Source organism: Streptomyces sp. NBC_00271 (genome assembly GCF_036178845.1).
Taxonomy (GTDB): domain Bacteria; phylum Actinomycetota; class Actinomycetes; order Streptomycetales; family Streptomycetaceae; genus Streptomyces.
This window is the reverse complement of sequence record NZ_CP108070.1, coordinates 6,140,303-6,164,229: the sequence shown is the minus strand read 5'-3', so window position 1 is coordinate 6,164,229 and position 23,927 is coordinate 6,140,303. Positions and strand designations below refer to the sequence as shown.

Genomic DNA, 23,927 nt, shown 5'->3' with positions numbered 1-23,927 from the left:
TGCGGACCGGTAGCCTTCACGCGGTCAACGCCCGCCCCTTGGCGTAACCCACGTCACACAATTCCACCCCCTCTTCCGTGCATCCCTTTGGGGCCCTGACTAGTCCGTACGTAAGACGGCACTGCCATGTGCCGTTCTCCCAGGGGCATTTCGCGCATTCGGAGCGTTCATTTTGATTACCGGCATTAAGGGCACGCGTTTCCGCCGAGCCGCCGCTGTCACCGTTACCACCGGCGCCGTACTGGCGGCCGGAGCCTTCGGGGCCGCCCCCGCAGGGGCCGTCACGACGCCCACCATCGCCGCCGCCGGCGGCTACGTGATGAACAACGGCACGGCCAAGACCTTGTACACCAAGGCTGCCGACACCAAGCGTTCCACCGGTTCCACCACCAAGATCATGACCGCCAAGGTCGTGCTCTCGCAGCCGAACCTCAACCTCGACGCCAAGGTCACGATCCAGAAGGCGTACAGCGACTACATCGTCGCCAACACCGCGTCCTCCGCCCACCTGATCGTCGGCGACAAGGTCACCGTCCGTCAGCTCCTCTACGGTCTGATGCTGCCGTCCGGCTGTGACGCCGCCTACGCGCTCGCCGACAAGTTCGGCTCGGGCTCCACCCGTGCCGCCCGTGTGAAGTCGTTCATCGGCAAGATGAACACCACCGCGCGGAGCCTCGGCATGACGAACACGAAGTTCGACTCGTTCGACGGCATCGGCAACGGCAGCAACTACTCGACGCCGCGCGACCTGACGAAGCTCGCCAGCAGCGCGATGAAGAGCACCACGTTCAAGACGGTCGTGAAGACCAAGTCGTACACGGCGAAGACCGTCACGAAGACCGGCAGCACCCGCACCATGGCGGCGTGGACCAACACGAACACGCTGCTCAGCAGCTACAGCGGCACCATCGGCGTGAAGACCGGCTCCGGCCCCGAGGCCAAGTACTGCCTCGTCTTCGCCGCCACCCGCAACGGCAAGACGATCATCGGCACGGTCCTCGCGTCGACCTCGATCACCCAGCGCGCCACGGACGCCACCAAGCTCCTGAACTACGGCTTCGCCAGGTAGTTCCCGGACGGAGTGGTTCCCGCACACCACAGCCGAAGGGGGCCCGTCGCCGAACGCGACGGGCCCCCTTCGTCATGCCGCGCGCCGACTGCGCGCCGACGCTCACGCCCAGGTGATCAGGCGCTTCGGCTGTTCCAGGATCGCCGCCACGTCGGCCAGGACCTTGGAGCCCAGCTCGCCGTCGACCAGGCGGTGGTCGAAGCTCAGCGCGAGCGTCGTCACCTGGCGGGGCTTGACCTTGCCCTTGTGGACCCACGGCTGGAGCTTGATCGCGCCGATCGCGAGGATCGCCGACTCGCCGGGGTTGAGGATCGGCGTGCCGGTGTCGACGCCGAAGACGCCGACGTTCGTGATCGTGACCGTGCCGCCCTGCATCGCGGCGGGTGAGGTCTTGCCCTCGCGGGCCGTGGCCACCAGCTCGCCCAGGGACCCGGCGAGTTGGGGGAGCGTCTTGGTGTGGGCGTCCTTGATGTTCGGGACGATCAGACCACGCGGGGTGGCGGCGGCGATGCCCAGGTTCACGTAGTGCTTGAGCACGATCTCCTGGGCCGCCTCGTCCCAGGACGCGTTGACGTCCGGGTTGCGCTTGATGGCGACCAGCAGGGCCTTGGCGATGAGCAGGAGCGGGTTGACCCGCAGGCCCTGCATCTCCTTGTCCTGCTTGAGCTCCTCGACGAGCTTCATCGTGCGCGTCACGTCGACCGTCACGAACTCCGTGACGTGCGGCGCGGTGAACGCCGAACCGATCATCGCGGCGGCCGTGGCCTTGCGGACCCCCTTGATCGGAATACGCGTCTCACGCGCCGTGTCGTATGTCACGACCGGAGCGGGAGCCTGGGCCTGGGCGGGAACCGGGGGCGCCGTCACCGCCGTCACCGACGGCTGCTCGGGGGCCGGAGCCGGTGCGACCGCCGCGTGCACGTCCTCGCGCGTGATGATGCCGTCCGGGCCCGAAGGCGTGATCGTCGCCAGGTCGACGCCGAGGTCCTTGGCCAGCTTGCGGACCGGGGGCTTGGCGAGCGGGCGCTGCCCGACCACCACGGACGCGTGGCCGTGGCCGTTGAGCTCGCCCTGGATCGCGGTCGCCGCCAGGAACGTCTCGGGCTGCTGGGCCGGGACCTCGGCGCCCTTGCGGGGGCGGCGCTTCGTGGAGGCCTCGGCCACCCCGTACCCGACGAGGACCGGCGTGCGGCCCTCGGGCTTGGGTTCGTCGGCAACCGGTGCCTGGGGGTCGGGGGCGGCGGGCGCCTCGGCCACAGGCGCTTCCTCGGCGACGGGAGCCTGTCCGGTGGGTGCCGATCCGCCGGCCACGTCGACCGCGATGATCACCTGGCCCACGTCCACCGTCGTCCCCTCGGGGAAGTGGAGTTCGCGCACCACGCCGTCGTACGGGATGGGCAGTTCCACGGCGGCCTTGGCGGTCTCGACCTCGCAGACGACCTGGCCGTCGGTGACCGTGTCACCGGGCTGGACGTACCACTTGAGGATCTCCGCCTCGGTGAGCCCCTCGCCCACGTCGGGCATCTTGAACTCGCGGAGCCCCGACGCGTTCTCAGTCATCGTCGTCACGACCCTCTCCTCAGTACGCCAGTGAGCGGTCGACGGCGTCGAGCACCCGGTCCAGGCCCGGAAGGTACTCCTCCTCCAGGCGCGCCGGCGGATAGGGGGCGTGATAGCCGCCCACCCGCAGGACGGGTGCCTCCAGGTGGTAGAAGCACCGCTCCGTGATGCGGGCGGCGATCTCCGCGCCCGTACCGAGGAAGACCGGGGCCTCGTGCACCACGACCAGGCGGCGGGTCTTCTCCACCGAGGCCTGGACGGAGTCGAAGTCGATCGGGGACATCGAGCGCAGGTCCAGGACCTCGATCGACTTGCCCTCCTCCTGGGCGGCCGCGGCCGCCTCCAGGCAGACCTTCACCATCGGGCCGTAGGCGGCGAGCGTCAGATCGCTGCCCTCGCGCGCCACGACCGCCTTGTGCAGCGGTCCGGGAATCGCGTCGGTGGTGACCTCGCCCTTGTCCCAGTAGCGCCGCTTCGGCTCGAAGAAGATCACCGGGTCGTCGCTCTGGATGGCCTGCTGCATCATCCAGTAGGCGTCCGACGCGTTCGACGGAGAGACCACCTTCAGGCCCGCCACGTGCGCGAACAGCGCCTCGGGGGACTCGGAGTGGTGCTCGACCGCGCCGATGCCACCGCCGTACGGAATCCGGATCACGACGGGAAGCTTGATCTTGCCCAGCGCCCGCGCGTGCATCTTCGCGAGCTGCGTGACGATCTGGTCGTACGCCGGGAAGACGAAACCGTCGAACTGGATCTCCACCACCGGCCGGTAGCCGCGCAGCGCGAGACCGATCGCCGTGCCGACGATGCCCGACTCCGCGAGCGGGGTGTCGATGACCCGGTCCTCGCCGAAGTCCTTCTGGAGCCCGTCGGTGACCCGGAAGACACCGCCGAGCTTGCCGACGTCCTCACCCATGATCAGGACCTTGGGGTCGGCGTCGAGGGCCGTGCGCAGCGACTCGTTGATCGCCTTGGCCAACGCCATCTTTTCCGCAGCCATCGCTACTTGCCCTCCCCTTCATCCGCGAACGACGCCTGGTAGGCGGCGAACTGGGCCCGCTCCTCGTCGACGAGCGCGTGCCCGTCGGCGTACACGTTCTCGAAGATGGCGAAGCGGTCCGGGTCCGGCATGGCGCGGACGACTTCGCGTACTCGTTTGCCCAACGCTTCGCTCTCGGCCTCAAGTTCCGCGAAGAATCCCTCGTCCGCGTGGTTTGAAGCCTCCAGGTACGCGCGCAGGCGCAGGATCGGGTCCTTCGCCTCCCACGACTCGCGCTCCTCGTCGGCCCGGTACTTGGTCGGGTCGTCGGAGGTGGTGTGCGCGCCCATGCGGTAGGTGTACGCCTCCACGAGGGTGGGGCCCTCGCCGCGGCGGGCCCGCTCCAGCGCCCACTTGGTGACCGCCAGGCAGGCGAGGACGTCGTTGCCGTCGACCCGGACGCCCGGGAAGCCGTAGCCCTGCGCGCGCTGGTAGAGCGGGACGCGGGTCTGCTTCTCGGTCGGCTCGGAGATCGCCCACTGGTTGTTCTGGCAGAAGAACACGACCGGGGCGTTGTAGACCGCGGAGAAGGTGAACGACTCAGCGACGTCGCCCTGGCTGGAGGCGCCGTCCCCGAAGTACGCGATCACGGCCGAGTCCGCGCCGTCCTTGGCGACGCCCATGGCGTAGCCGGTGGCGTGCAGCGTCTGCGAGCCGATGACGATCGTGTACAGGTGGAAGTTGTTGCTGTTCGGGTCCCAGCCGCCGTTGTTCACACCCCGGAACATGCCGAGCAGGTTGGTCGGGTCGACCCCGCGGCACCAGGCGACGCCGTGCTCACGGTAGGTCGGGAAGACGTAGTCGTCCTCGCGGGTGGCCCGCCCGGAGCCGATCTGGGCGGCCTCCTGGCCGAGCAGCGAGGCCCACAGGCCCAGCTCGCCCTGGCGCTGCAGGGAGGTGGCCTCTGCGTCGAAGCGACGGGTCAGCACCATGTCCCGGTACAGACCGCGCAGGTCTTCGGGGGTGATGTCGGCGACGTACGGGTCGTACGTGGCGTCCTTGACCCGCTCGCCCTCCGGCGTCAGCAGCTGGACGAGCTCGGGACCGGGGCCCGATGCGCCAGGTGCGCCGGGTACGCCCGGTGACTTCTTGCCGGCCGCGCTGGTGCGCTTGCTCGCGGCGCTCTTCGTACCGGTCGTACTGGCGCCGCTTTTCGCAGCGGTCGTACCGGCGCTGCGTCGCGGCTTGCGCGCGGCAGTGCTCTCCACGGTCACGTGTGCTCCTCCGTCGGTCCGGCCCCCGGGGTTGCCGGGTGGCCAGTGCGGCTCGCCTGTTCCAAGTACCCGTGCACGGGGTGGGTGCACTCGGCCGGGAACAGGCGTGACAGGTGCCCCGGCGAGCGCCCTGCAACGGCCACGTTACCCAGTGCTCCACAATTCTGTGAAACCCCTCCTGACCTGCGTTTTTGCTTGGACTTCCCACTATTTATTAGTCGGATTTCCAAGTAATGCACGCAGGTCGGGAACAGTCGCTGGTCACAGCACTGGTCACAGCCTCGCAGGGGGCCGGAACACGGGCACGTTATCCCGGTCACCCCAGGCACGGGAAGAGTTCACCCCGGGCAGGACCAAGGGTGGCGTGTGACACTGACTTTGTGCCCGAAAGCGGAAAAATTACCGTATTTCTCCTCGACGATCACGAAGTGGTACGCCGCGGTGTCCATGAGTTGCTTTCGAGTGAGGGCGACATCGAGGTCGTCGGCGAGGCCGGTACGGCGGCCGACGCGCTGGCGCGGATCCCGGCCACGGCCCCGGACGTCGCGGTCCTGGACGTACGGCTCCCGGACGGCAGCGGAGTGGAGGTCTGCCGCGAGATCCGGTCGCGGAATCAGGACATCAATTGCCTGATGCTGACCTCCTTCGCCGACGACGAGGCGCTTTTCGACGCGATCATGGCGGGCGCGTCGGGCTATGTGCTGAAAGCGATCCGCGGCGCCGAACTGCTCTCGGCCGTACGCGATGTCGCGGCCGGCAAGTCGCTGCTCGACCCCGTGGCCACCGCCCAGGTCCTGGAGCGGCTGCGGCACGGCGGCGGTGCCAGGAACGTCGACAAGCTCGGACACCTCACCGAGCAGGAGCGCAAGGTCCTCGACCTGATCGGCGAGGGGCTCACCAACCGCGTGATCGGCGAGCGGCTGCATCTCGCCGAAAAGACGATCAAGAATTACGTGTCGAGCCTGCTGTCCAAACTGGGCATGGAACGGCGTTCGCAGGCCGCCGCCTATGTGGCGCGCATCCAGGCGGAGAAGCAGCACCACTGAGTGCGGTACCAAGAACACGGGTCACTGAGTGCGGCGCCGCCGATACCGCCCTACTTGCGTTTCGGGACCTTTGGCCCCTCTTCAAGGGGCGGGCGCCTCTTTTTCGGGGCCTTCAGGGTGTCGGAAATTGGGGGCATGCCCATCGACGAAGAGCTCGCCGTGGAACTTCTCGGCCGAACCGACCACGGCCGGTTGGCGGCCAGCCTGCGTGCCATGCCCTTCCTCGCCCCCGCCCGCCACGTCGTGGTGGACGACCGCGTCCTGTTGCGCCTGCACCGGGGCTGCGGCTACCACCGAGCCTGCCTCGGGAGCGTCGTCGCCTACGGCACCGACAACCTGGCTTCGGCAGGGCCCGGCGAGAGCGTGTGGTCCGTGCAGATCGTGGGCCGGTGCGAGGCCGTGGAGCCGACCGCGTCCCAGCGCGAGCTGTTCGCGCCCGCGCCGCGGTTCATGGACGGCGAGCCCTTCGACCCGGTTCATCTGAGCATCGAGCCCCAGTTCTCCACCGTCCATTCCGCGGACGATGCCATGGAACGCCAGTTCCGGCGCACCCTGTGACTGTCCCGTGATCGAAGACGACTGTCTGTGACAAACGCGAGGTCAGAGGCCCGGATCGTGCCCTAGCATCTGGCGCGTGCCGCGCCTATCCGCACCACCCCCGGTGTCTCACGCGCCCCCTCTGGGCGCCCTCCTCCGCCAGTACGCCGCCGGGTCCGCGCTGACCTGCGACCCCGTCGAACAGGGGCTGCTCAACCGCGGCTACCGGCTGCGCACCACCCGCGGCCGCTACTTCCTCAAGCACCATTTCGACCCCGAGACCGCCGACCCGGTCGCGATCGCCCGCCAGCACCGGGCGACCCAGCGTCTCGCCGACCTCGGCGTCCCCGTCGCCCCGCCGCTGACCGGCACCGACGGGCGCACCGTCGCCGTCATCGGAGGCCACGCGTACGCGCTGCACCCCTGGATCGACGGCCGGCACCGGCACGGCGGCCAGCTCACCACGCAGCAGTGCGCACGGCTGGGGGCGCTCCTGGGCGTCGTCCACGCGAGCCTGGAGCGGGTGATGCCGACACAGGGCCGCACCCCGGCGAGACCGACCGACGTCACCGGCGCGACGGACGGCTCGGCGGGAACAGGAGGCTCGGCGAAGGCCGACGCGGGAGGCTCAGCGGCGGCGGAAGGGGTCGATCCGGCCCGGGGAGCCGACCCCGCCGACACCTTCGCACTCATCGACCGCCTGCTCGCCCAGGTACGCCGCCACCGCCCGTACAACGCCTTCGACGAGCTGGCTCGCCACCGGCTCCTGGAGCGGCGCGCCCTCCTGGAGCGCCATGCCGACCGACGGCCCCCGCAGGGCGGCTCGGTGGGCTGGGTGCACGGCGACTTCCACCCCTTCAACCTGCTCTACCGCGACGGCGAACCGGCCGCGATCGTCGACTGGGACCGGCTGGGCGTCCATCCCCGCGCCGAGGAGGCCGTACGCGCCGCGGTGATCTTCTTTGTACGCCCCGTCGGCGCGCTGGACCTGGCGAAGGTGCGGGCCTACGCGCGCGCGTACCGGCGTACCGCGGGCGCCGGCCCCACTCAACTGGCGGCCGCCGTGCACCGGGTGTGGTGGGAGCGCCTCAACGACTTCTGGATGCTGCGCTGGCACTACGAGCGCGGCGACACCCGCGCCGATCCGCAGTTCCCGGCGGCCTCGGCGCTGGCGGTGTGGTGGACGAGGGAGTACGACACGGTGTGCGAGGCGTTCGCGGGCTGACCGACACCGGTCGGGGAAGACGCAGCGGCCGGGGCGCGAACACCGCGACCGGGGGGAAACACCACGCGCGCGTGGCGCCCGTTTCGGGCATCACGCGCGCGTGGAGGACGTTTCCGTCGGTGTCCCTCAGGGGTTCTGCGAGCTGCCCTGGCTGTCGCCGCCGCCGTCGGCGCCGGCCGTCGGATCGACCGGCGTCGGCGGGTCCTGGCTCTCGGTCGCCGGGTCCGAAGGCGTCGTGTCCGTCGGCGTCGTGTCCGGGGCCGTGTTCGACGGCTGGTTCGAGGGCTGGCTGCTGTAGCTCGGCGACGGCGTGTAGGACGGCGTGTAGTCCGAACCACCGCCCGAACTGGTGTTGTCGTCCGTGGAGTCGTCCGTCGCGGTGTCCGTGGGGCTGTCGCTGGGACTCTCGCTGGGCTGCTCGTCCTTGGCGGACGGCGTGGTGGTCGGCGACTGGGTCGTACCGCTCCCGCCGCTCCCGCCGCCACCGGTGTTGTGGAGCGCGAGCGCGACGCCCGCCGCGATCGCGATCACCGCGAGGACCGCGAGGATCCACAGCTTGCCGCGGCCGCTGCCGTGGTTGCCGTGCCCCTCGAAGCCGCCGTCGTCCCCGCCGTTGCCGTACGGCGGGATGAGCGGCGCCGGGATCTGCGTGGTGCCGGACTCACCGGGGTGCGGCAGCGCGGTCGTACCCGCGAAGCCGGACGCCGGGGTGTGGAACCCCTCGTGCAGGGCTACCGGGCCGGTGTTCCAGGTGCCGGTGTGCCCGCCCTGGTCGTACAGCATCTGCAGCCCGTACTGGACAAGGCCGCGCATCTCCTCGGCGGTCTGGAACCGGTCGTCCGGCTCCTTCGCGAGGGAGCGCATGACGAGCCCGTCGAGCTCCGGCGGCGCGCCCTGCGCGACCTCGGAGGGGGGCACCGGGATGTCCTGGACGTGCTGGTAGACCACCGACAGCGGCGTCTCGCCGGTGAACGGGGGCCGCAGCGCGAGCAGTTCGTACAGCAGACAGCCGGTCGCGTACAGGTCGGAGCGGTGGTCGACGGCCTTGCCGAGGGCCTGCTCCGGGGAGAGGTACTGCGGTGTGCCCATGACCATGCCGGTCTGGGTCATCGTCGACTGCGCGCCGTGCAGGGCGCGCGCGATGCCGAAGTCCATCACCTTCACCGCACCGGTGTTCGTGATGATCACGTTCGCCGGCTTGATGTCGCGGTGCACGATGCCGTGCTGGTGCGAGTAGGCGAGCGCCTCCAGGACACCGGACACGATGATCAGCGCCTGCTCGGGCCCGGGGGCCTCGGCGTTGATCAGCAGGTCGCGGATCGTGCGGCCCTCGACGAGCTCCATCACGATGTACGGCACGGTCGCGTGGCCGACGACGTCCTCGCCCGAGTCGTACACGGCGACGACTGCGTGGTGGTTGAGCCCGGCCACCGACTGCGCCTCACGCGTGAAGCGGGCCTTGGACACCGGGTCCTCGGCCAGATCGGAGCGGAGCAGTTTGACCGCGACGGTGCGCCCGAGGCGCACGTCCTCGGCTGCAAACACCTCGGCCATGCCGCCCCGGCCTAGTCTGTGGGTCAGCCGGTATCGGCCGTCCCCCACAAGTCCGCCGTTACCCCACATCTCCGGCGCATCTGACATACCGCCGCCAGTCGCCTCGGGGTCGGACGGGCCCTGAGCGCGCTGCTGCTGTGCCATCAGTCCTCGCCGTCGTTTCTGCCCGCGGTCTGCGCGGTGGTTGTTACGGTCTCCGTCGGGCCACGCTACAGGCTTCGCGCAAGGCTCCGGCCCGAGATGGAAGTGAGATGGACCGGCCATGAAACCTGTCCAGGGTGTCGGCGTGCAAATTCTGTGTACCGCCCGTACGGCACCTGTAACGCTTCCGCGACGCTTCTTTCGCAGACGGTCACGGAACGGGCACCGCGCTTGACGTGTCAGTGCCCTACGGCAGACTTGGCCGGGAATCAGCCAATCGATCACTGAGACACAGATCGATCACAGCACGGACTCGGACGGACTCGGTGCGGATCACAGCGCAGTTCACCGCGCGGACCACCGCACGACCGCGTGGAGCGCGTGCGGGACGGCTCGCAGCACAGGCAGAACAATCCGCGCCAATGGGGGACGCAGAACATGAGCCAGGACGGCGCACAGGGCCGGTACGCGGGACGCGCGGTCGCCGGCGGCCGCTACCAGCTGCGTGATCTGCTCGGCGAAGGCGGCATGGCCTCGGTGCACCTCGCCTACGACTCGGTGCTCGACCGCCAGGTCGCGATCAAGACACTGCACACCGAGCTCGGCCGCGAGCAGGCCTTCCGCGAGCGCTTCCGCCGCGAGGCCCAGGCGGTGGCGAAACTCACGCACACGAACATCGTCTCGGTCTTCGACACCGGCGAGGACGAACTGGGCGGCATGACGACGCCGTACATCGTCATGGAGTACGTCGAGGGCCGCCCGCTCGGCTCCGTGCTCGACCAGGACATCGCGCAGTACGGCGCCATGCCCGCCGACAAGGCCCTGAAGATCACCGCGGACGTGCTGGCGGCCCTGGAGATCAGCCACGAGATGGGCCTGGTCCACCGGGACATCAAGCCGGGCAACGTGATGATGACGAAGCGCAACGTCGTCAAGGTGATGGACTTCGGCATCGCCCGCGCCATGCAGTCCGGCGTCACCTCGATGACGCAGACCGGCATGGTCGTCGGCACCCCGCAGTACCTCTCCCCGGAGCAGGCGCTCGGCCGGGGCGTGGACGCCCGGTCCGACCTCTACTCCGTCGGCATCATGCTGTTCCAACTGGTCACCGGGCGGCTGCCGTTCGAGGCCGACTCGCCGCTGGCCATCGCGTACGCGCATGTCCAGGAGGAGCCGGTCACGCCCTCCTCGATCAACCGCTCACTGCCCCCGGCGGTGGACGCGCTGATCGCCCGCGCGCTGAAGAAGAACCCGAACGAGCGTTTCCCGAGCGCCGAGATCATGCGCGACGAGTGTCTGCGGGTGTCCCAGTCTCTGCAGGCCGCCGCGCCGAGCATCGTGCCGGGGGCCAGGACGTCGAGCGGCGCGGGCGTCGGCTCGGCCGTCTTCCCGCCCGTCGACCAGGCGATGCCGGCCCCGGGTCCCGTACAGACGCCGTACCAGCCCCATCCCTACGGGGCACCGACCCCGCCGCCCGCGCCGTCCCAGGCGTACGGGTATCCGCAGCAGGGGGGCTACCCGACGCCGGGGGCGCCGGTGTACGCCCCCCAGCAGGGCATGTCGACCCCGCCGCCGTACCACCTCGCTCCCCAGCCCCAGACCTCCGTTCCGGGCGGCCCGGGCGGTTCCGGTGGCCGCAAGGGCAACAAGGCGGTCGTCGTCGGCTCGATCGTGGTCGCGCTCGTCGCGATCGGCGGTCTGATCATCGCCCTCGCGCTGAACAACGGTGGCGGCGGCGACAACCAGGGAGGCGGCGGCAGCAGCCCCTCGCCGTCCGTGGTGGCGGGGCACAAGGGTCCGGACACGTCGAAGACGATCGACAAGGAGAAGTGCACGTCTCCGCAGGAGTCGTACAACGACCCGAACAAGATCAAGATCCCGGACTTCCAGTACAAGAACCTGACGTCCGTGAAGTCCTGCTTCCAGGCCGCGGGCTGGCACATGAAGATCAAGCGCGTCGACGAGAACACCTACGGCCAGGACACGATCATGGATCAGTTCCCGTCCGCGGACCAGGACGTCGATCCCAAGAACATGCCGGAGATCGAGCTGAGCGTCTCTTCGGGCAACCCGTCCTGAACCTCCACCTCCACACATAAGCGCCCGTAACACCCACAAGCGCCCATAGGACAGGCCCGGCACTTCACGTGCCGGGCCCGTTACGTGAGAAGGGGTCGCCCGGGGCTACAGGTACGGTCCGCCGGAGCGGCCACCCGCGCGCGGGTCCTCGTCGCCGTCCAGGCCGCCGACGCCCGGCGGGAGCGCGCGGCGCATCTGCTCCAGCTGGGCCCTGGCCGCCATCTGCTGGGCGAACAGGGTCGTCTGGATCCCGTGGAAGAGGCCCTCGAGCCAGCCCACCAGCTGGGCCTGCGCGATGCGCAGCTCGGCGTCGCTGGGGGTCGCGTCGTGCGTGAAGGGCAGCGAGAGCCGCTCCAGCTCCTCGACCAGCTCGGGCGCCAGACCGTCCTCCAGCTCCTTCACGGAGCTGGCGTGGATCTCCTTGAGCCGGACCCGGCTCGCCTCGTCCAGAGGTGCGGCGCGCACCTCTTCGAGAAGTTGCTTGATCATGCTCCCGATACGCATGACCTTGGCGGGCTGTTCGACCATCTCTGTCACCGGGACCTCGCGGGAGTCCTCGTCACCGGTGCCGCCGAGAGCCATCCCGTCCTGGCCCACGACCAGGATCTGGGGGTTCTCCGGCGACCTTTCGTTCCTCGGCATCTCCATGCCGCCATTCTCTCGCACACCTCCACCCCATCACGGTGGTGCCCCCCATACAGCGTGATCCACCGTCCAGGTGACCGTCGAGATGCCGGGAAGAAGAGGTCATGTGAGGCTTGCCCCATTGATCATGGGACTCCTCACCGGGAGGGGGTCACCCACGTGACTCCACGGCTCAGCGCGCTCCGTGTGACCGGACTGCTGCTCGTCCTGACGACCGGCGCGGTATCCCCTTCGTACGCCGTCTCGCGCGCCGTCCCGTACGCGGTGTCGTACGCCGCCGATCCCGCTCCGAGCGCCCGCGCCTCCCACGCGGGAAGCAGCGCGGGCGAGGGCCGTACGCGGCCGGGGCGCGAGGAGTCCCCGGCGCGGGACGAGGACGGGAGCGGGAGCCGCGAGGACACCGTGCCGACGTACACGGACCGCGACCCCGCCGGGGAGAACGCCGCGTCGGACCGCCCGGACGCGACCGGCGCCCCCGAGCCGTCGCGGCCCGCGGCCGTGCCCGTCCAGCACAACGAGGTCGGCCCGGCGACCACCCCCGAACCGGTCCTCAAGATCCTGCCCCTCGGCAGCGGGCTGATCCTCATCGGCCTCGGCCTGGGCCTCGCCTTCCTCGCCCTGCGCCTGCGACGCGGCTGAGCGGATCGCCCGAGGACCTGGCCCTTTCCTGGCCCTTTCCTACTTCTCGTCCTACTTCTCGCCGGGGACCACGAGGAGGACCTTGCCGATGTGACCGCTCTCCTCCAGGACCTGGTGCGCCGTCGCCGCCTCGCCCATCGGTAGCTCGCGGTCGACGACCGGCCGCACGTGGCCGGAGGCGATCAGCGGCCACACGTGCTCGCGCACGGCCGCGACGATCGCCGCCTTCTCGCCGAGCGGGCGGGCGCGCAGCGAGGTGGCGCTGATCGCGGCACGCTTCGTGAGGAGCGCGCCGATGTTCAGCTCCCCCTTGGCGCCGCCCTGCAGACCGATGATCGCGAGCCGTCCGTTGACCGCGAGGGCCCGCACGTTCCGGTCGAGGTACTTGGCGCCCATGTTGTCGAGGATGACGTCGGCGCCCGAGCCGCCCGTGGCCCGCTCGATCTCCTCCACGAAGTCCTGCTCGCGGTAGTTGATGAGGATGTCGGCGCCGAGCTCGGCGCAGAAGTCGAGCTTCTCCTTGGTACCGGCCGTGACGGCGACCTTCGCACCGACGGCCTTCGCCAGCTGGATCGCCATGGTGCCGATGCCGCTGGAGCCGCCGTGCACGAGCAGGGTCTCGCCCGGGCGCAGGTGGGAGACCATGAAGACGTTGGACCAGACGGTGCAGGTCACCTCGGGCAGCGCGGCCGCCCGCTTGAGGTCCAGGCCCTCGGGAACGGGCAGCAGCTGTCCGGCCGGGACGGCGACCTTCTCGCCGTATCCGCCGCCCGCGAGCAGCGCGCAGACCTCGTCGCCGACGGCCCATCCGGAGACTCCGGGGCCGATCTCGACGATCCGGCCCGAGCATTCGAGTCCGGGGTACGGGGAGGCGCCGGGCGGCGGGTTGTAGAAGCCCTGCCGTTGCATCAGATCGGCGCGGTTGACGGCGCTGGCCACTACTTCGACGAGAACTTCCCCGTCACCGGGAACGGGATCCGGCACATCCGTCCAGGTGAGCACTTCGGGTCCGCCGGGCTGGGTGATCGTCACTGCCTTCATGAAGCTGACGCTACCCCTGCCACACGGTGAGACGCCCGCGGGCACCGTCCGCGGCGCGCTGCCGGCGCTCGGCCCGGCGGACGACGACGAGGGCGGTCGCGTGCTGCCCGCACGCGGGGTGGGTGTCTGCGGGAGTCCGAGGAAGCTCCGAGGATTCAGTCCTGGGGATTCGGCCCCGGGATTCAGTCCTGGGGCAGCGGTCGGCTGTGCGGTGCCACCCGGGTGCCGGGCGTGACCCGCACGATGGTGATGAGCCGGTCGGTCAACTGGAGCTTCCCGATGGCCGGATCGTCGTAGCCGAGCACGCGATGCCCCCGTACGACGCTGACCACCAGGTCGTCCGTCTCGCGTACGCCCTTGCCCACCTCGGCCTTCACGACCGGCCGTTCCACGATGTCGAGCCCGCTGCCCTGCTGGATGAGGTCTTCCATGACCATGCCGGCGCTGGGGCTGAGCACGGAGAGCCCGAGGAGCCGTCCGGCCGCGCTGGCACTGGTGATGACGGCGTCGGCACCCGACTGCTTGAGCAGCGGAGCGTTCTCCTCCTCGCGCACCGCGGCGACGATCTTTGCCTGCCGGTTGAGCTGACGTGCGGTCAACGTGACCAGCACGGCCGTGTCGTCGCGCTGGGTCGCGATGATGATCTGCCGCGCCTTGTGGACCTCGGCCCCCATCAGCACATCGCTGCGCGTCGCGTCCCCTATGACCCCGGCGTACCCCTCGGCCGTCGCCGCGTCGACCGCCTGGGCACTGGGGTCGACGACCACGACCTGCTCCTTCTTCAGCCCGGTCGCACAGACGGTCTGCACCGCCGACCGCCCCTTGGTCCCGAACCCGACAACGACGGTGTGGTCGCGCAAAGCCGCCCTCCAGCGGTTGAATCGCCACTCCTCGCGGGTGCGTTCCGTGAGGACCTCGAGCGTGGTGCCGACCAGGATGATCAGGAACAGCACGCGCAGCGGCGTGATGACGAAGATGTTGGTGAGCCGGGCGGCGTCGCTGACCGGGGTGATGTCGCCGTATCCGGTGGTCGAGAGAGTGACGGTCGCGTAGTAGAGGGAGTCGAGGAAGTCGACGCCGTCACCCGCGTTGTCGTGGTAGCCGTCGCGGTCGACCCAGACGATGAAGGCGGTCACGGCGAGCAAGAACAAGGCCATCGCCAGGCGTTTGACGACCTGGCGGATGGGGCGTTCCACGACTTTTCTCGGGAGTTTCACCCGGCGGGTCACGAGATGCTCGTCCGCTTGGCGGGCGATCGCATCATGGCCCGGCAGTTTCACGTGAAACACTCCCCGATCCGACTCACCGTCCGGTTCATGCCCCCACTCATCTCAGGCATTCCCCATATCCACCAACGCCCAGGGTAGATCGAGGAGTTCCAGCTCCTGCCCCGGACGGGCGCCGCCGGGTGGTACGACCGCGAGGGCGTCGGCGGCCGCGATGCCCCGCAGCATGGCCGGACCGTTGTAGTGCAGCGGCATGGCCCGGTCGGCACGCACCACGACGGGGATGAGCCGGGTGTCGTACGGGTGCCCGTGGACCGCGTCCCCGAGGGGCAGCGTGTACGGCTCCGGGGCCGCCCTACCTGCCAGGACGCGCAGGAGGGGCTCCGCGAGCGTCAGCAGGCCGGAGACGGCCGCCAAGGGGTTGCCGGGCAGGCCGACGAGGTGCTGGTTCTCCTTGGTGCGGGCCAGGACCATGGGGTGACCCGGGCGGACCTCGACGCCGTCCACGAGGAGTTGGGCACCGATGCGGCTCAGGGTGGGGTGGACGTGGTCGACGGGGCCCGAGGCGGTGCCCCCGGTCGTGACGATCAGGTCGGCTTCGGAGCGGGTGATCGCCTTGTGCAGGGCCTTGGCGTCGTCGCCCAGCCTGCGTACCGCGAGGACCTCGGCACCGAGCGAGCGCAGCCAGGGCGGCAGCATCGGGCCGAGCGCGTCCCGGATCAGGCCCTCCTGGGGAAGCCCCTCGGTGAGCAGTTCGTCGCCGAGGACGAGGACTTCGGCACGGGGGCGGGGGATCACGGTGAGGGTGTCGTATCCGGCGGCCGCGGCGAGGCCCAGCACGGCGGGGGTGACCAGGGCGCCGGCCGGCAGGAGTTGGTCGCCGCTGCGGCATTCCTGGCCACGGGGCCGGATGTCCTGCCCGTGCACGGCCTCCAGGGTGGCGTGCAGCCGCCCCTTGTCGTCGAGGCGCCCGTGCTCGCTGCGCAGCACGGCGGTGGCGTCCTGCGGGATGCGCGCACCGGTGGCGATCCGCACCGCCTCGCCGTCGATGAGCGGCTCCGGCTTCGTGTGGCCCGCGAGTACCCGCTCCTCGCGGAGGTCCCAGGGGCCGGGTCCGGCGACCGCGTAGCCGTCCATCGCGGAGGTGTCGAAGGAGGGGAGGTCGGTGAGCGCGGCGAGCGGGGCGGCGAGGACCAGACCGAGGGCCGCGTCCAGGGACACGGAGACGGGGGCGCGCCGCGGGACGGAACGGGCGGCCCGCTCGGCGGTCGTACGGGCCTGGGGCCAGGGGGTGGCCCTGCGCCCGTCGCCCTTGCCCTTGGCGCTGTCGGGGGCTTGGGTGCGGCTCTCGCCCTCCGACGTGGGCGAGGGAACAGCGGGGGTGCCGTGGCCGTGCCGGGGGCCGGACGTGCCTCGGGGGTCCTTGACCAAGGCCAGGGCCTCCTCCACGTCGAGGTCGTCGGCGTCCTGACCGAGGGGCCGGGCGCGGGGCGCGTTCATCCGGCGTCGGGGGTCGGCTTGGCTTCGGCGGTCGGCTTGGCGTCCGAGGCCGGCTTGGCGTCGGGGGTGTCCTCGGCCGCCCAGCGGAGCGCGAGCGCCGTGGCCTTGCGGGACGCCTCCGCGACGGCCTCGGGGCCGCCCCCGGCCTGTGCGGCGGCGTACCCCACGAGGAACGTGGTCAGCGGCGCCGCGGGCCGGGCCACACCGTGCGCGGCGTCGCGGGCCACGTCGAGCAGGCCACCGGTGTCGACGTCCAGGTCGATGCCCAGCTCGTCCTTGACTGCGGAAATCCATTCATCCAACACGTTCCCATGCTCCCTGATGCGGGCCCGGGCGGCGGCGATGTCGTCCCAGGTGTCGCAGTCGAAGGACGCGACGGGGTCGGAGATGCGGGTGAGGTCGAGCGCGGCGGTGAGCCGCCGCAGCGGCAGCCCGGTGACTCCACCGTGGGCGACGGCGAGCGCGGCCAGCTCCCGGCGCAGGGCGTCCGCGCGGTAGGCGGCCACGAGCGGCTGGTCGCGGCCGTCGGGGTCGGTGAGCAGCACGCCGTCGGGTCGCGCCGGACCCTGGGGGGCGTCGCCCGTCCGCAGGGCGTCCAGCAGGCGCCGTACCGTCACCTGATCCAGGAACGGCAGGTCGGCGGAGAGCACCACGACGTGTTCCGCCGAAATGTGCCGCAGGCCGGCGTCGAGCGCGGCGAGCGGCCCCCCGCCGGGCGGCTCCTCGCGCGCCCACTCCACGGGGCGCGCGGTCTCCCTCGGCGCGGCGACGACCACCGTGGTGGTGGCGGTGGCGCAGGCGGCGAGCACCCGGTCGAGCAGCGGGCGCCCGCCCACGCGCAGACCGGGCTTGTCCGCTCCGCCGAGCCGGCGGGCGGCGCCGCCCGCGAGGACGACGGCGTCGTACGGGGCGGCGGGGCCGGGGGTGCCCGGTGGCTCGTACGCGGTCATCCCCCGAGTATGCGTGCCGCCGCGATCACAGGGAACGCAGGAGCACCGCCGGCTGTTCGACGCAGTCCGCGACATGGCGCAGGAAGCCGCCCGCCGTGCCGCCGTCGCACACCCGGTGGTCGAAGGTGAGCGAGAGCTGGACGACCTGGCGCACGGCCAGCTCGCCCTCGTACACCCAGGGCTTGGGGACGATCCGGCCGACGCCGAGCATGGCGGCCTCGGGGTGGTTGATGATCGGTGTGGAGCCGTCGACGCCGAACACTCCGTAGTTGTTCAACGTGAAGGTGCCGCCCGTGAGGTCCGCGGGTGTCAGCGTGCCGGTGCGTGCGGCCTCGGTCAGCCGGGCGAACTCCGCGCTCAGCGATTCCGCGTCGCGCGTGTGGGCGTCCCGGACGACGGGGACGACGAGACCGCGCTCGGTCTGCGCCGCGAAGCCCAGGTGGATGTGGTCGAGGCGGACGATCTCGCGGGCTTCCGTGTCGACCGTGGAGTTGAGTTCCGGGTAGCGGGCCAGTGCGGCGGTGCAGATGCGGGCGAGCAGCGCCAGCAGGGAGATCTTGGGACCGCCGGTGGCGTTCATCGCCCGGCGCGCGTGCAGGAGTTCCGTCGCGTCGGCGTCCACCCAGCAGGTCGCGTCGGGGATCTCGCGACGGCTGCGGGAGAGTTTTTCGGCGACCGTGCCGCGGATGCCGCGGAGGGGGATACGGGTGCCGCCCGTGGCAGATGCGGGGGCCGCGGGGGTGGGTTCGGGGGTGTGCGGGGCGAGCGGAATTTCCGGCTGCCGGACCGGGGTGCCGGCCGAGCGCAACGCGTGCTCCACGTCCGACCGCAGGATCAGCCCGTCGGGGCCGGAGCCCACCAGGGTCCGCAGGTCCAGGCCGTTCTCCCGGGCGAGCCTGCGGACGAGCGGGGAGATCACCGGTACGGGGCCGTCGGCGCGTGCCGCCGCCGCGATGTGGTCGCGGGCCGGTCCGGGTTCGCGCGCCGGGGCGCCCGGGTGGCCGTCGGCGGCGGGTTGGTGCGCGGGCCGGGTCCGTGTGTGCGCCCCGGGCGGTGTGGCTGCCCCGGTGGTCGGCCGTACCCTTCTGCGGCGCGCCGGCGGCGCCCCGGTGCCGTACCCCACCAGCACGTTGCCGGAGCCCTCGGTCTCTTCGCCGGAGGTCGGCGCGCCGACCGCGACGGTCAACAGGGGGGATCCCACGGGCAGTTCCGTGCCCTCCTCGCCGAAGCGTGCGGTGACCACGCCTCCGTAGGGGCAGGGGACCTCGACCATCGCCTTGGCCGTCTCGACCTCGACGACGGGCTGGTCGACGGCGACGACATCGCCGACCTCCACCAGCCAGCGGACGATCTCCGCCTCGGTGAGACCCTCACCGAGGTCGGGGAGCTTGAACTCGAGCACCTGGGCCATCAGCTGTCCGCCTCCCATTGCAGGCGCCCCACGGCGTCCAGGATCCGGTCGACGCCGGGCAGGTGGTGCCGCTCCAGCATCGGCGGCGGGTACGGGATGTCGAATCCGGCGACGCGCAGCACCGGCGCCTCCAGGTGGTGGAAGCAGCGCTCGGTGACGCGGGCCGCGATCTCGCCGCCCGGGCCGCCGTAACCACCGGCCTCGTGCACGACGACCGCGCGTCCGGTCCGCCGCACCGATGCCGCCACGGTCTCGTCGTCGAAGGGCACGAGCGAGCGCAGGTCGACGACCTCGAGGTCCCAACCCTCGGCCCGCGCCGCCTCGGCCGCCTCCAGGCAGACGGGCACGGACGGCCCGTACGTGATGAGCGTGGCGCTGTGGCCCGGGCGCCGCACCACCGCGCGGCCTATCGGGTCGACGGCCGTCGGCTCGTCGGGGTTCCAGGAGTCCTTCGACCAGTACAGGCGCTTGGGCTCCAGGAAGACGACCGGGTCGTCGGAGGCGATGGCGGCGCGCAGCAGCCCATAGGCGTCGGCGACGGTCGCGGGCGTGACGACATGGAGTCCCGGAGTCGCCATGTAGTACGCCTCGGAGGAGTCGCTGTGGTGCTCGACTCCGCCGATGCCGCCGCCGTACGGGACCCGGATGGTGATCGGGAGCGGCATCGCGCCGCGGGTGCGGTTGCGCATCCGCGCCACGTGCGAGATCAGCTGCTCGAACGCGGGGTAGGCGAACGCGTCGAACTGCATCTCGACGACCGGCCTGAGCCCATACATGGCCATGCCGACGGCCGTCCCCAGGATGCCCGCCTCGGCGAGCGGGGTGTCCGTGCAGCGGTCCTCGCCGAACTCCTTGGCGAGCCCGTCGGTGACGCGGAAGACGCCGCCCAGGGTGCCGACGTCCTCGCCCATGACATGGACGGTCGGGTCGGCGGCCATGGCGTCACGGAGCGCGCGGGTCAGGGCCTGCGCCATGGTGGCGGGTTTGAGCGCGACGGTGGTCATCGGGCCGTACCCTCCGACTCGGCTTCGGCCGCGAGCTCGGCGCGCAACAGCGCCTCTTGCTCGCGCAGTTGTGGTGTGGGCTCGGCGTACACGTGGGCGAAGAGGTCCATGGGGTCGAGCACCGGGTCCTGGTTCATGCGGGCGCGCAGGTCGGCGGCCATGATCTCGGCGGCCTCGCGGGCCTCCCGTATGCCGTCGTCGTCGAGCAGGCCGCGCTCGGTCAACTCGTGCTCCAGGAGGGCGATCGGGTCGTGCGCCCGCCAGGTCTCGACCTCGGAGTCTCCGCGGTAGCGGGTGGCGTCGTCGGCGTTCGTGTGGGCTTCCATGCGGTACGTCACGGCCTCGACCAGCGTCGGGCCGCCCCCCGCGCGCGCGTGGCGCACGGCGTCGCTCAGGACCTCGTGCACGGCCGCCGCGTCGTTGCCGTCGACCAGCCGGCCGGGCATTCCGTAGCCCACGGCCTTGTGGGCCAGGGAGGGGGCGGCGGTCTGCTTGGCGAGCGGGACGGAGATGGCGAAGCCGTTGTTCTGGACGAGGAAGACGACCGGGGCCTGCCAGACCGCCGCGAAGTTCAGCGCCTCGTGGAAGTCGCCCTCGCTGGTGCCGCCGTCGCCGACCAGGGCGAGCGCGACCACGTCGTCGCTCTTGAGGCGGGCGGCGTGCGCGAGGCCCACGGCGTGCGGGAGCTGGGTGGCGAGGGGGGTGCACAGGGGTGCGATGCGGTGCTCGTGGGGGTCGTAGCCGGTGTGCCAGTCGCCGCGCAGGAGGGTGAGGGCCTGGACGGGGTCGAGGCCGCGGGCGACGGCGGCGAGGGTGTCGCGGTAGCTCGGGAAGAGCCAGTCGCGCTCCTCGAGGACGAGTGCGGCGGCGACCTCGCAGGCCTCCTGGCCGGTGCTGGACGGGTAGACGGCGAGGCGGCCCTGCTTGGTGAGGGCGGTGGCCTGCGCGTTGTAGCGACGACCGCGGACCAGCTCCGCGTACAGACGGCGCAGCAGGCCCGGGTCGACCTGCGCGGCGGCTTCGGTGCCGAGGACGCGGTGGGGCAGCGCGTCGGGCAGCAGCGGCGCGGGGTCGGTGCGGGGCTGCCAGGCGGGCGGCGGCGTGGGCCGGTAAGCGCCTCGCTGCTCCATGACCGTCATGACGGCACCTCCTCGTGGGAGCGGCTTGGGCGCTGCACGGGTGTGAGGCGCCTCACCTACCGATTGTTCGGTCGTCGGCACATTTTGGCTACAGGCAGCGCCAGGCTGTGGACAAACGGTTCTGCACAGCCTGAGATGGACGCAGTACGTCCATGGTAGGGAGGCGGGGGGACATGGCACCTGAACAAATGGCCGAGCCGCCGGAGGCCGGCCCCGTCCCGCCGCCCGCCCGTCCGCTCGACGCCATCGATCAGGACATCCTGCAGATGCTCCAGGCGGACGGCCGCGCCTCGATACGCTCCGTGGCCGAACGGGTCCATGTGTCCCGCGCCAACGCCTACGCGCGGATCAACCGGCTCATCGAGGACGGTGTGATCCGCGGCTTCGGGGCGCGCGTCGACCACGAACGCGCCGGGCAGGGCACGTCCGCGTACATCACCCTCAAGATCGTGCAGAACTCCTGGCGCACGGTCCGTGAGCAGCTCAGGGTGCTGCCCGGCGCCTCCCACATCGCCCTGGTGGGCGGCGACTTCGATGTCCTGCTCCTGGTGCACACGCCCGACAACCGAGCCCTCCGCGAACTGGTCCTCACCCGCCTCCAGGCCATCCCCGAGGTCCTCAGCACCCGCACACTCCTGGTCTTCGAGGAGGAGGACCTGGAGCCGGAGGGGTGAAGGGGCGGAGGGTCAGCGTTCCTCTCTGAGGCCGCTGAAGACCAGTTGCGCCACCGCGTCGGCGACCTCGCGTTCGCCCATTCCCCGGCTGTCGGGGCGGTACCACTCGACGAGCGAGTTGATCATTCCGAAGACCAGGCGGGTCGCGAGGCGGACCTCGATGTCACCGCGTACGTCGCCGTCGGCGGCCGCCGCCTTCAGGAGTTCGGCCACCTGGTGGTCGAACTCGCGGCGCCGCTCCAGGGCCCAGCGCTCGGTGCCCGTGTTGCCGCGCACGCGCAGCAACAGGGTCACGTACGGGAGTTCCGCGGTGAGTACCTCGACCATGCGCCGGACGACGTACTCCAGGCGCTCCACCGCACGCCCCACGCGCGCGTGCTCCTCGTCGAGGATGGCGAAGAGGCCGTCCAGGGCCCGGCTGACGGCGCGGCGCAGCAGCTCCTCCTTGCCCGTGACGTGGTGGTATATCGACGACTTGGAGATGCCCGCCGCCTTGGAGAGGTGCTCCATGGAGGTACCGTCGTAGCCACGCTCGTTGAAGACCTGGACGGCGACGGAGAGCAGGCTCTCGGGGGTGTACGTGTCGCGCTTGGCGGTGGTCATGAGGTTCCCTCGCGCTTCTCGGTGGCGTACGCGTGGCGGTAGAGCGCGAGAGAGGGCGCGTAGCGCCCGGAGGGATCGCGCTGGTGCAGGTCGTCCAGAAGGGAGCAGGCCCAGCTCCGGCCGAGCCTTCGGCTCCATTCGAAGGGGCCCAGGGGGTAGTTGACCCCGAGCCGCATCGCGGTGTCGATGTCCTCCTCGGTGGCGACGCCCTTGGCGACGGCGTCGTGCGCCAGGTCGACGATCCTCGCCACGGTCCGGGCGACGATCATGCCGGGTGCGTCCCCGATGACGCTGACGGTCTTGCCCAGCGCCTGGAACAGGCCGACCGCCTCGGCGAGGGTCTGCGGGGCGGTGTCCTGGGAGGCGGAGAGGGCGATCCTGGTCGCCCGGCGGTAGTCGAGCGCCAGGTCGAAGTAGACGACGTCGCGGAACTCGACCGACGTCTGGCCGTCGGCGAGGACCAGCTGGCCGCCGCTGGGCAGCACCAGGCGGGTCCCGTGGTCCTCCTCGTCCTCGCGGACCTGGATGCCCGCCTCGCGGATCAGCGCGAGCAGTTCGGAGGCCGGACCCAGATCACCCTCGGCGACGACGTACGCGGGTGCCTGCGCCTTCTCCGCGGTGTGCGGCTCCGGGCGCTCGGCGTCGGCCCCGTGGTCGTACCAGCCGTACCCCGTCTTGCGGCCGAGCCGGCCGGACTCGACGAGCCGCCGCTGGGCGAGCGAGGGCGTGAAGCGCACGTCCTGGAAGAAGGACTGCCACACGGAGTGCGTCACGGACTCGTTGACGTCCTGGCCGATCAGGTCGGTCAGCTCGAAGGCCCCCATCCGGAAGCCGCCGCACTCGCGCAGGACGGCGTCGATCGTCGCGGGGTCGGCGGCCTGCGCCTCGTACACCGCGAAGGCCTCGGCGTAGAAGGGCCTGGCGATGCGGTTGACGATGAAGCCGGGGGTGTCGGCGCAGGCGACCGGCGTCTTGCCCCAGGCGCGTGCCGTCTCGTACGCGCGCGTGGCCGACGAGAAGTCGCTCGCGTACCCGGAGACGACCTCCACCAGCGGCAGCAGCGGCGCCGGGTTGAAGAAGTGCAGTCCGACCAGCCGGCCGGGGTTGCGCAGGGCGCCGCCGATGGCCGTGACGGACAGCGACGAGGTGTTGGTGGCGAGCAGACAGTCGTGCTCGACGATGTCCTCGAGCTCGCGGAACAGCTGCTGTTTCGCCTCGAGTTGTTCGAGCACCGCCTCGACGACGAGCGCGCAGTCCGCCAGCTCGGCGAGGCTGTGCGCGGGGTGCAGCCGGGCGCGTGCCGCGTCCCGGTCGGCGGCGGCGAGCCGGTCCTTCTCGACGAGCCGGTCGAGCCGCGCGCCGATCGCTTCGGCCGCCGCGTCGGCACGCCCGGGAACCGTGTCGTAGAGCCGCACGGGGTGGCCCGCGACGAGCGCGACCTGGGCGATGCCCTGGCCCATGGTGCCGGTGCCGACGACGGCCACGGGGCTGCTGAGGTCGAGTGCTGTCATGTGCGCGATCCTCCCGCACGGGGTTTTCCACAGATGCGGCGGTCCCCCTTGTCCCGACCGATCGTTCGGTTACTCTAACTCTGTCCGGCTATTTCTGCCCAGGTCATGAGCTCAGCGAAG

Annotated in this window: 21 protein-coding genes; 7 read left to right on the top strand and 14 right to left on the bottom strand. The window is 71.1% G+C overall.

What is annotated here, in order from left to right; genetic code table 11:
• The first annotated feature begins 172 nt into the window (after positions 1–172).
• Positions 173–1,069 (top strand): D-alanyl-D-alanine carboxypeptidase family protein, encoded by an 897-nt coding sequence (locus OG798_RS28130; RefSeq protein ID WP_095853617.1) that lies wholly within the window; start codon positions 173–175, stop codon positions 1,067–1,069.
• Between the two features lie 102 nt (positions 1,070–1,171).
• On the opposite strand, the gene OG798_RS28125 is transcribed toward OG798_RS28130, so the two are convergent.
• Genes OG798_RS28125 through pdhA (OG798_RS28115) form a run of 3 tightly spaced genes read right to left on the bottom strand, consistent with a single transcriptional unit; the run spans position 1,172 to position 4,882 of the window.
• A complete protein-coding gene (locus tag OG798_RS28125) occupies positions 1,172–2,638 on the bottom strand; it encodes a dihydrolipoamide acetyltransferase family protein (RefSeq protein WP_267062354.1) in 1,467 nt (488 codons plus the stop codon).
• A 10-nt stretch (positions 2,639–2,648) separates the two neighbouring features.
• A complete protein-coding gene (locus tag OG798_RS28120) occupies positions 2,649–3,629 on the bottom strand; it encodes an alpha-ketoacid dehydrogenase subunit beta (RefSeq protein ID WP_095853619.1) in 981 nt (326 codons plus the stop codon).
• Between the two features lie 2 nt (positions 3,630–3,631).
• The gene (gene pdhA, locus OG798_RS28115) at positions 3,632–4,882 is read right to left on the bottom strand and encodes a pyruvate dehydrogenase (acetyl-transferring) E1 component subunit alpha (RefSeq protein WP_095853620.1); all 1,251 of its coding nucleotides are present in this window, start codon (positions 4,880–4,882) and stop codon (positions 3,632–3,634) included.
• 380 nt (positions 4,883–5,262) lie between these two features.
• Between pdhA (OG798_RS28115) and OG798_RS28110 the strand changes: the two genes are divergently transcribed.
• The 3 genes from OG798_RS28110 to OG798_RS28100 all read left to right on the top strand — a co-directional run bounded on the left by OG798_RS28110 (position 5,263) and on the right by OG798_RS28100 (position 7,690).
• Complete coding sequence (locus OG798_RS28110) at positions 5,263–5,928, top strand: response regulator (protein ID WP_267062353.1); 666 nt, start codon at positions 5,263–5,265, stop codon at positions 5,926–5,928.
• A gap of 135 nt (positions 5,929–6,063) precedes the next feature.
• Positions 6,064–6,486, top strand: a complete 423-nt coding sequence (locus tag OG798_RS28105) for a pyridoxamine 5'-phosphate oxidase family protein (protein WP_121415578.1) — start codon at positions 6,064–6,066, stop codon at positions 6,484–6,486.
• Positions 6,487–6,589: 103 nt separating this feature from the next.
• Positions 6,590–7,690, top strand: coding sequence for a phosphotransferase (locus OG798_RS28100; RefSeq protein ID WP_183127751.1), 1,101 nt, complete (start codon positions 6,590–6,592; stop codon positions 7,688–7,690).
• 126 nt (positions 7,691–7,816) lie between these two features.
• Here OG798_RS28100 and OG798_RS28095 read toward each other — a convergent pair whose 3' ends face one another.
• Positions 7,817–9,388, bottom strand: coding sequence for a protein kinase domain-containing protein (locus OG798_RS28095; protein ID WP_267062352.1), 1,572 nt, complete (start codon positions 9,386–9,388; stop codon positions 7,817–7,819).
• Between the two features lie 435 nt (positions 9,389–9,823).
• Here OG798_RS28095 and OG798_RS28090 point away from each other — a divergent pair, with 435 nt between their 5' ends.
• Entirely contained in the window at positions 9,824–11,464 is a 1,641-nt protein-coding gene (locus OG798_RS28090; protein ID WP_095853625.1) for a protein kinase domain-containing protein, read from the top strand.
• A gap of 105 nt (positions 11,465–11,569) precedes the next feature.
• Here OG798_RS28090 and OG798_RS28085 read toward each other — a convergent pair whose 3' ends face one another.
• On the bottom strand, positions 11,570–12,112 hold the full coding sequence (locus OG798_RS28085) for a bacterial proteasome activator family protein (protein ID WP_054234194.1): 543 nt from the start codon (positions 12,110–12,112) through the stop codon (positions 11,570–11,572).
• Positions 12,113–12,268: 156 nt separating this feature from the next.
• Between OG798_RS28085 and OG798_RS28080 the strand changes: the two genes are divergently transcribed.
• The gene (locus OG798_RS28080) at positions 12,269–12,748 is read left to right on the top strand and encodes a hypothetical protein (RefSeq protein WP_095853626.1); all 480 of its coding nucleotides are present in this window, start codon (positions 12,269–12,271) and stop codon (positions 12,746–12,748) included.
• A 51-nt stretch (positions 12,749–12,799) separates the two neighbouring features.
• On the opposite strand, the gene OG798_RS28075 is transcribed toward OG798_RS28080, so the two are convergent.
• The 7 genes from OG798_RS28075 to pdhA (OG798_RS28045) all read right to left on the bottom strand — a co-directional run bounded on the left by OG798_RS28075 (position 12,800) and on the right by pdhA (OG798_RS28045) (position 21,019).
• On the bottom strand, positions 12,800–13,789 hold the full coding sequence (locus OG798_RS28075) for an NAD(P)H-quinone oxidoreductase (protein ID WP_095853627.1): 990 nt from the start codon (positions 13,787–13,789) through the stop codon (positions 12,800–12,802).
• Between the two features lie 182 nt (positions 13,790–13,971).
• Positions 13,972–15,078: a potassium channel family protein gene (locus tag OG798_RS28070; protein WP_179436503.1), complete on the bottom strand. Its 1,107-nt coding sequence runs from the start codon at positions 15,076–15,078 to the stop codon at positions 13,972–13,974.
• 42 nt (positions 15,079–15,120) lie between these two features.
• Positions 15,121–16,515, bottom strand: a complete 1,395-nt coding sequence (locus tag OG798_RS28065) for a molybdopterin molybdotransferase MoeA (RefSeq protein ID WP_267062350.1) — start codon at positions 16,513–16,515, stop codon at positions 15,121–15,123.
• A complete protein-coding gene (locus tag OG798_RS28060; RefSeq protein ID WP_097225336.1) occupies positions 16,512–17,465 on the bottom strand; it encodes an NTP transferase domain-containing protein in 954 nt (317 codons plus the stop codon). Before OG798_RS28060 ends, OG798_RS28065 begins: the two co-directional genes overlap by 4 nt.
• Before the next feature lie 25 nt (positions 17,466–17,490).
• The gene (locus tag OG798_RS28055) at positions 17,491–18,876 is read right to left on the bottom strand and encodes a dihydrolipoamide acetyltransferase family protein (RefSeq protein WP_095857935.1); all 1,386 of its coding nucleotides are present in this window, start codon (positions 18,874–18,876) and stop codon (positions 17,491–17,493) included.
• Positions 18,876–19,880: an alpha-ketoacid dehydrogenase subunit beta gene (locus OG798_RS28050; protein ID WP_095853631.1), complete on the bottom strand. Its 1,005-nt coding sequence runs from the start codon at positions 19,878–19,880 to the stop codon at positions 18,876–18,878. The genes OG798_RS28055 and OG798_RS28050 overlap by 1 nt, the downstream gene beginning before the upstream one ends.
• On the bottom strand, positions 19,877–21,019 hold the full coding sequence (gene pdhA / locus OG798_RS28045; RefSeq protein WP_328757876.1) for a pyruvate dehydrogenase (acetyl-transferring) E1 component subunit alpha: 1,143 nt from the start codon (positions 21,017–21,019) through the stop codon (positions 19,877–19,879). Before pdhA (OG798_RS28045) ends, OG798_RS28050 begins: the two co-directional genes overlap by 4 nt.
• A 173-nt stretch (positions 21,020–21,192) precedes the next feature.
• Between pdhA (OG798_RS28045) and OG798_RS28040 the strand changes: the two genes are divergently transcribed.
• Positions 21,193–21,693: an Lrp/AsnC family transcriptional regulator gene (locus OG798_RS28040; RefSeq protein ID WP_373558965.1), complete on the top strand. Its 501-nt coding sequence runs from the start codon at positions 21,193–21,195 to the stop codon at positions 21,691–21,693.
• A gap of 12 nt (positions 21,694–21,705) precedes the next feature.
• Here OG798_RS28040 and OG798_RS28035 read toward each other — a convergent pair whose 3' ends face one another.
• Positions 21,706–22,296, bottom strand: a complete 591-nt coding sequence (locus OG798_RS28035) for a TetR/AcrR family transcriptional regulator (protein WP_121415581.1) — start codon at positions 22,294–22,296, stop codon at positions 21,706–21,708.
• Complete coding sequence (locus tag OG798_RS28030; RefSeq protein ID WP_095853633.1) at positions 22,293–23,807, bottom strand: 3-hydroxyacyl-CoA dehydrogenase; 1,515 nt, start codon at positions 23,805–23,807, stop codon at positions 22,293–22,295. The genes OG798_RS28035 and OG798_RS28030 overlap by 4 nt, the downstream gene beginning before the upstream one ends.
• Positions 23,808–23,927 lie beyond the last annotated feature (120 nt).

What these genes read in the sequence shown, in the direction of transcription:
- OG798_RS28120 (WP_095853619.1), bottom strand. Translation starts at nt 3,629, where the DNA reads ATGGCTGCGGAAAAGATGGCGTTGGCCAAGGCGATCAACGAGTCGCTG.
- OG798_RS28105 (WP_121415578.1), top strand. Translation starts at nt 6,064, where the DNA reads ATGCCCATCGACGAAGAGCTCGCCGTGGAACTTCTCGGCCGAACCGAC.
- OG798_RS28095 (WP_267062352.1), bottom strand. Translation starts at nt 9,388, where the DNA reads ATGGCACAGCAGCAGCGCGCTCAGGGCCCGTCCGACCCCGAGGCGACT.
- OG798_RS28090 (WP_095853625.1), top strand. Translation starts at nt 9,824, where the DNA reads ATGAGCCAGGACGGCGCACAGGGCCGGTACGCGGGACGCGCGGTCGCC.
- OG798_RS28085 (WP_054234194.1), bottom strand. Translation starts at nt 12,112, where the DNA reads ATGGAGATGCCGAGGAACGAAAGGTCGCCGGAGAACCCCCAGATCCTG.
- OG798_RS28075 (WP_095853627.1), bottom strand. Translation starts at nt 13,789, where the DNA reads ATGAAGGCAGTGACGATCACCCAGCCCGGCGGACCCGAAGTGCTCACC.
- OG798_RS28065 (WP_267062350.1), bottom strand. Translation starts at nt 16,515, where the DNA reads ATGAACGCGCCCCGCGCCCGGCCCCTCGGTCAGGACGCCGACGACCTC.
- OG798_RS28060 (WP_097225336.1), bottom strand. Translation starts at nt 17,465, where the DNA reads ATGACCGCGTACGAGCCACCGGGCACCCCCGGCCCCGCCGCCCCGTAC.
- OG798_RS28055 (WP_095857935.1), bottom strand. Translation starts at nt 18,876, where the DNA reads ATGGCCCAGGTGCTCGAGTTCAAGCTCCCCGACCTCGGTGAGGGTCTC.
- OG798_RS28050 (WP_095853631.1), bottom strand. Translation starts at nt 19,880, where the DNA reads ATGACCACCGTCGCGCTCAAACCCGCCACCATGGCGCAGGCCCTGACC.
- pdhA (WP_328757876.1), bottom strand. Translation starts at nt 21,019, where the DNA reads ATGACGGTCATGGAGCAGCGAGGCGCTTACCGGCCCACGCCGCCGCCC.
- OG798_RS28040 (WP_373558965.1), top strand. Translation starts at nt 21,193, where the DNA reads ATGGCACCTGAACAAATGGCCGAGCCGCCGGAGGCCGGCCCCGTCCCG.
- OG798_RS28035 (WP_121415581.1), bottom strand. Translation starts at nt 22,296, where the DNA reads ATGACCACCGCCAAGCGCGACACGTACACCCCCGAGAGCCTGCTCTCC.
- OG798_RS28030 (WP_095853633.1), bottom strand. Translation starts at nt 23,807, where the DNA reads ATGACAGCACTCGACCTCAGCAGCCCCGTGGCCGTCGTCGGCACCGGC.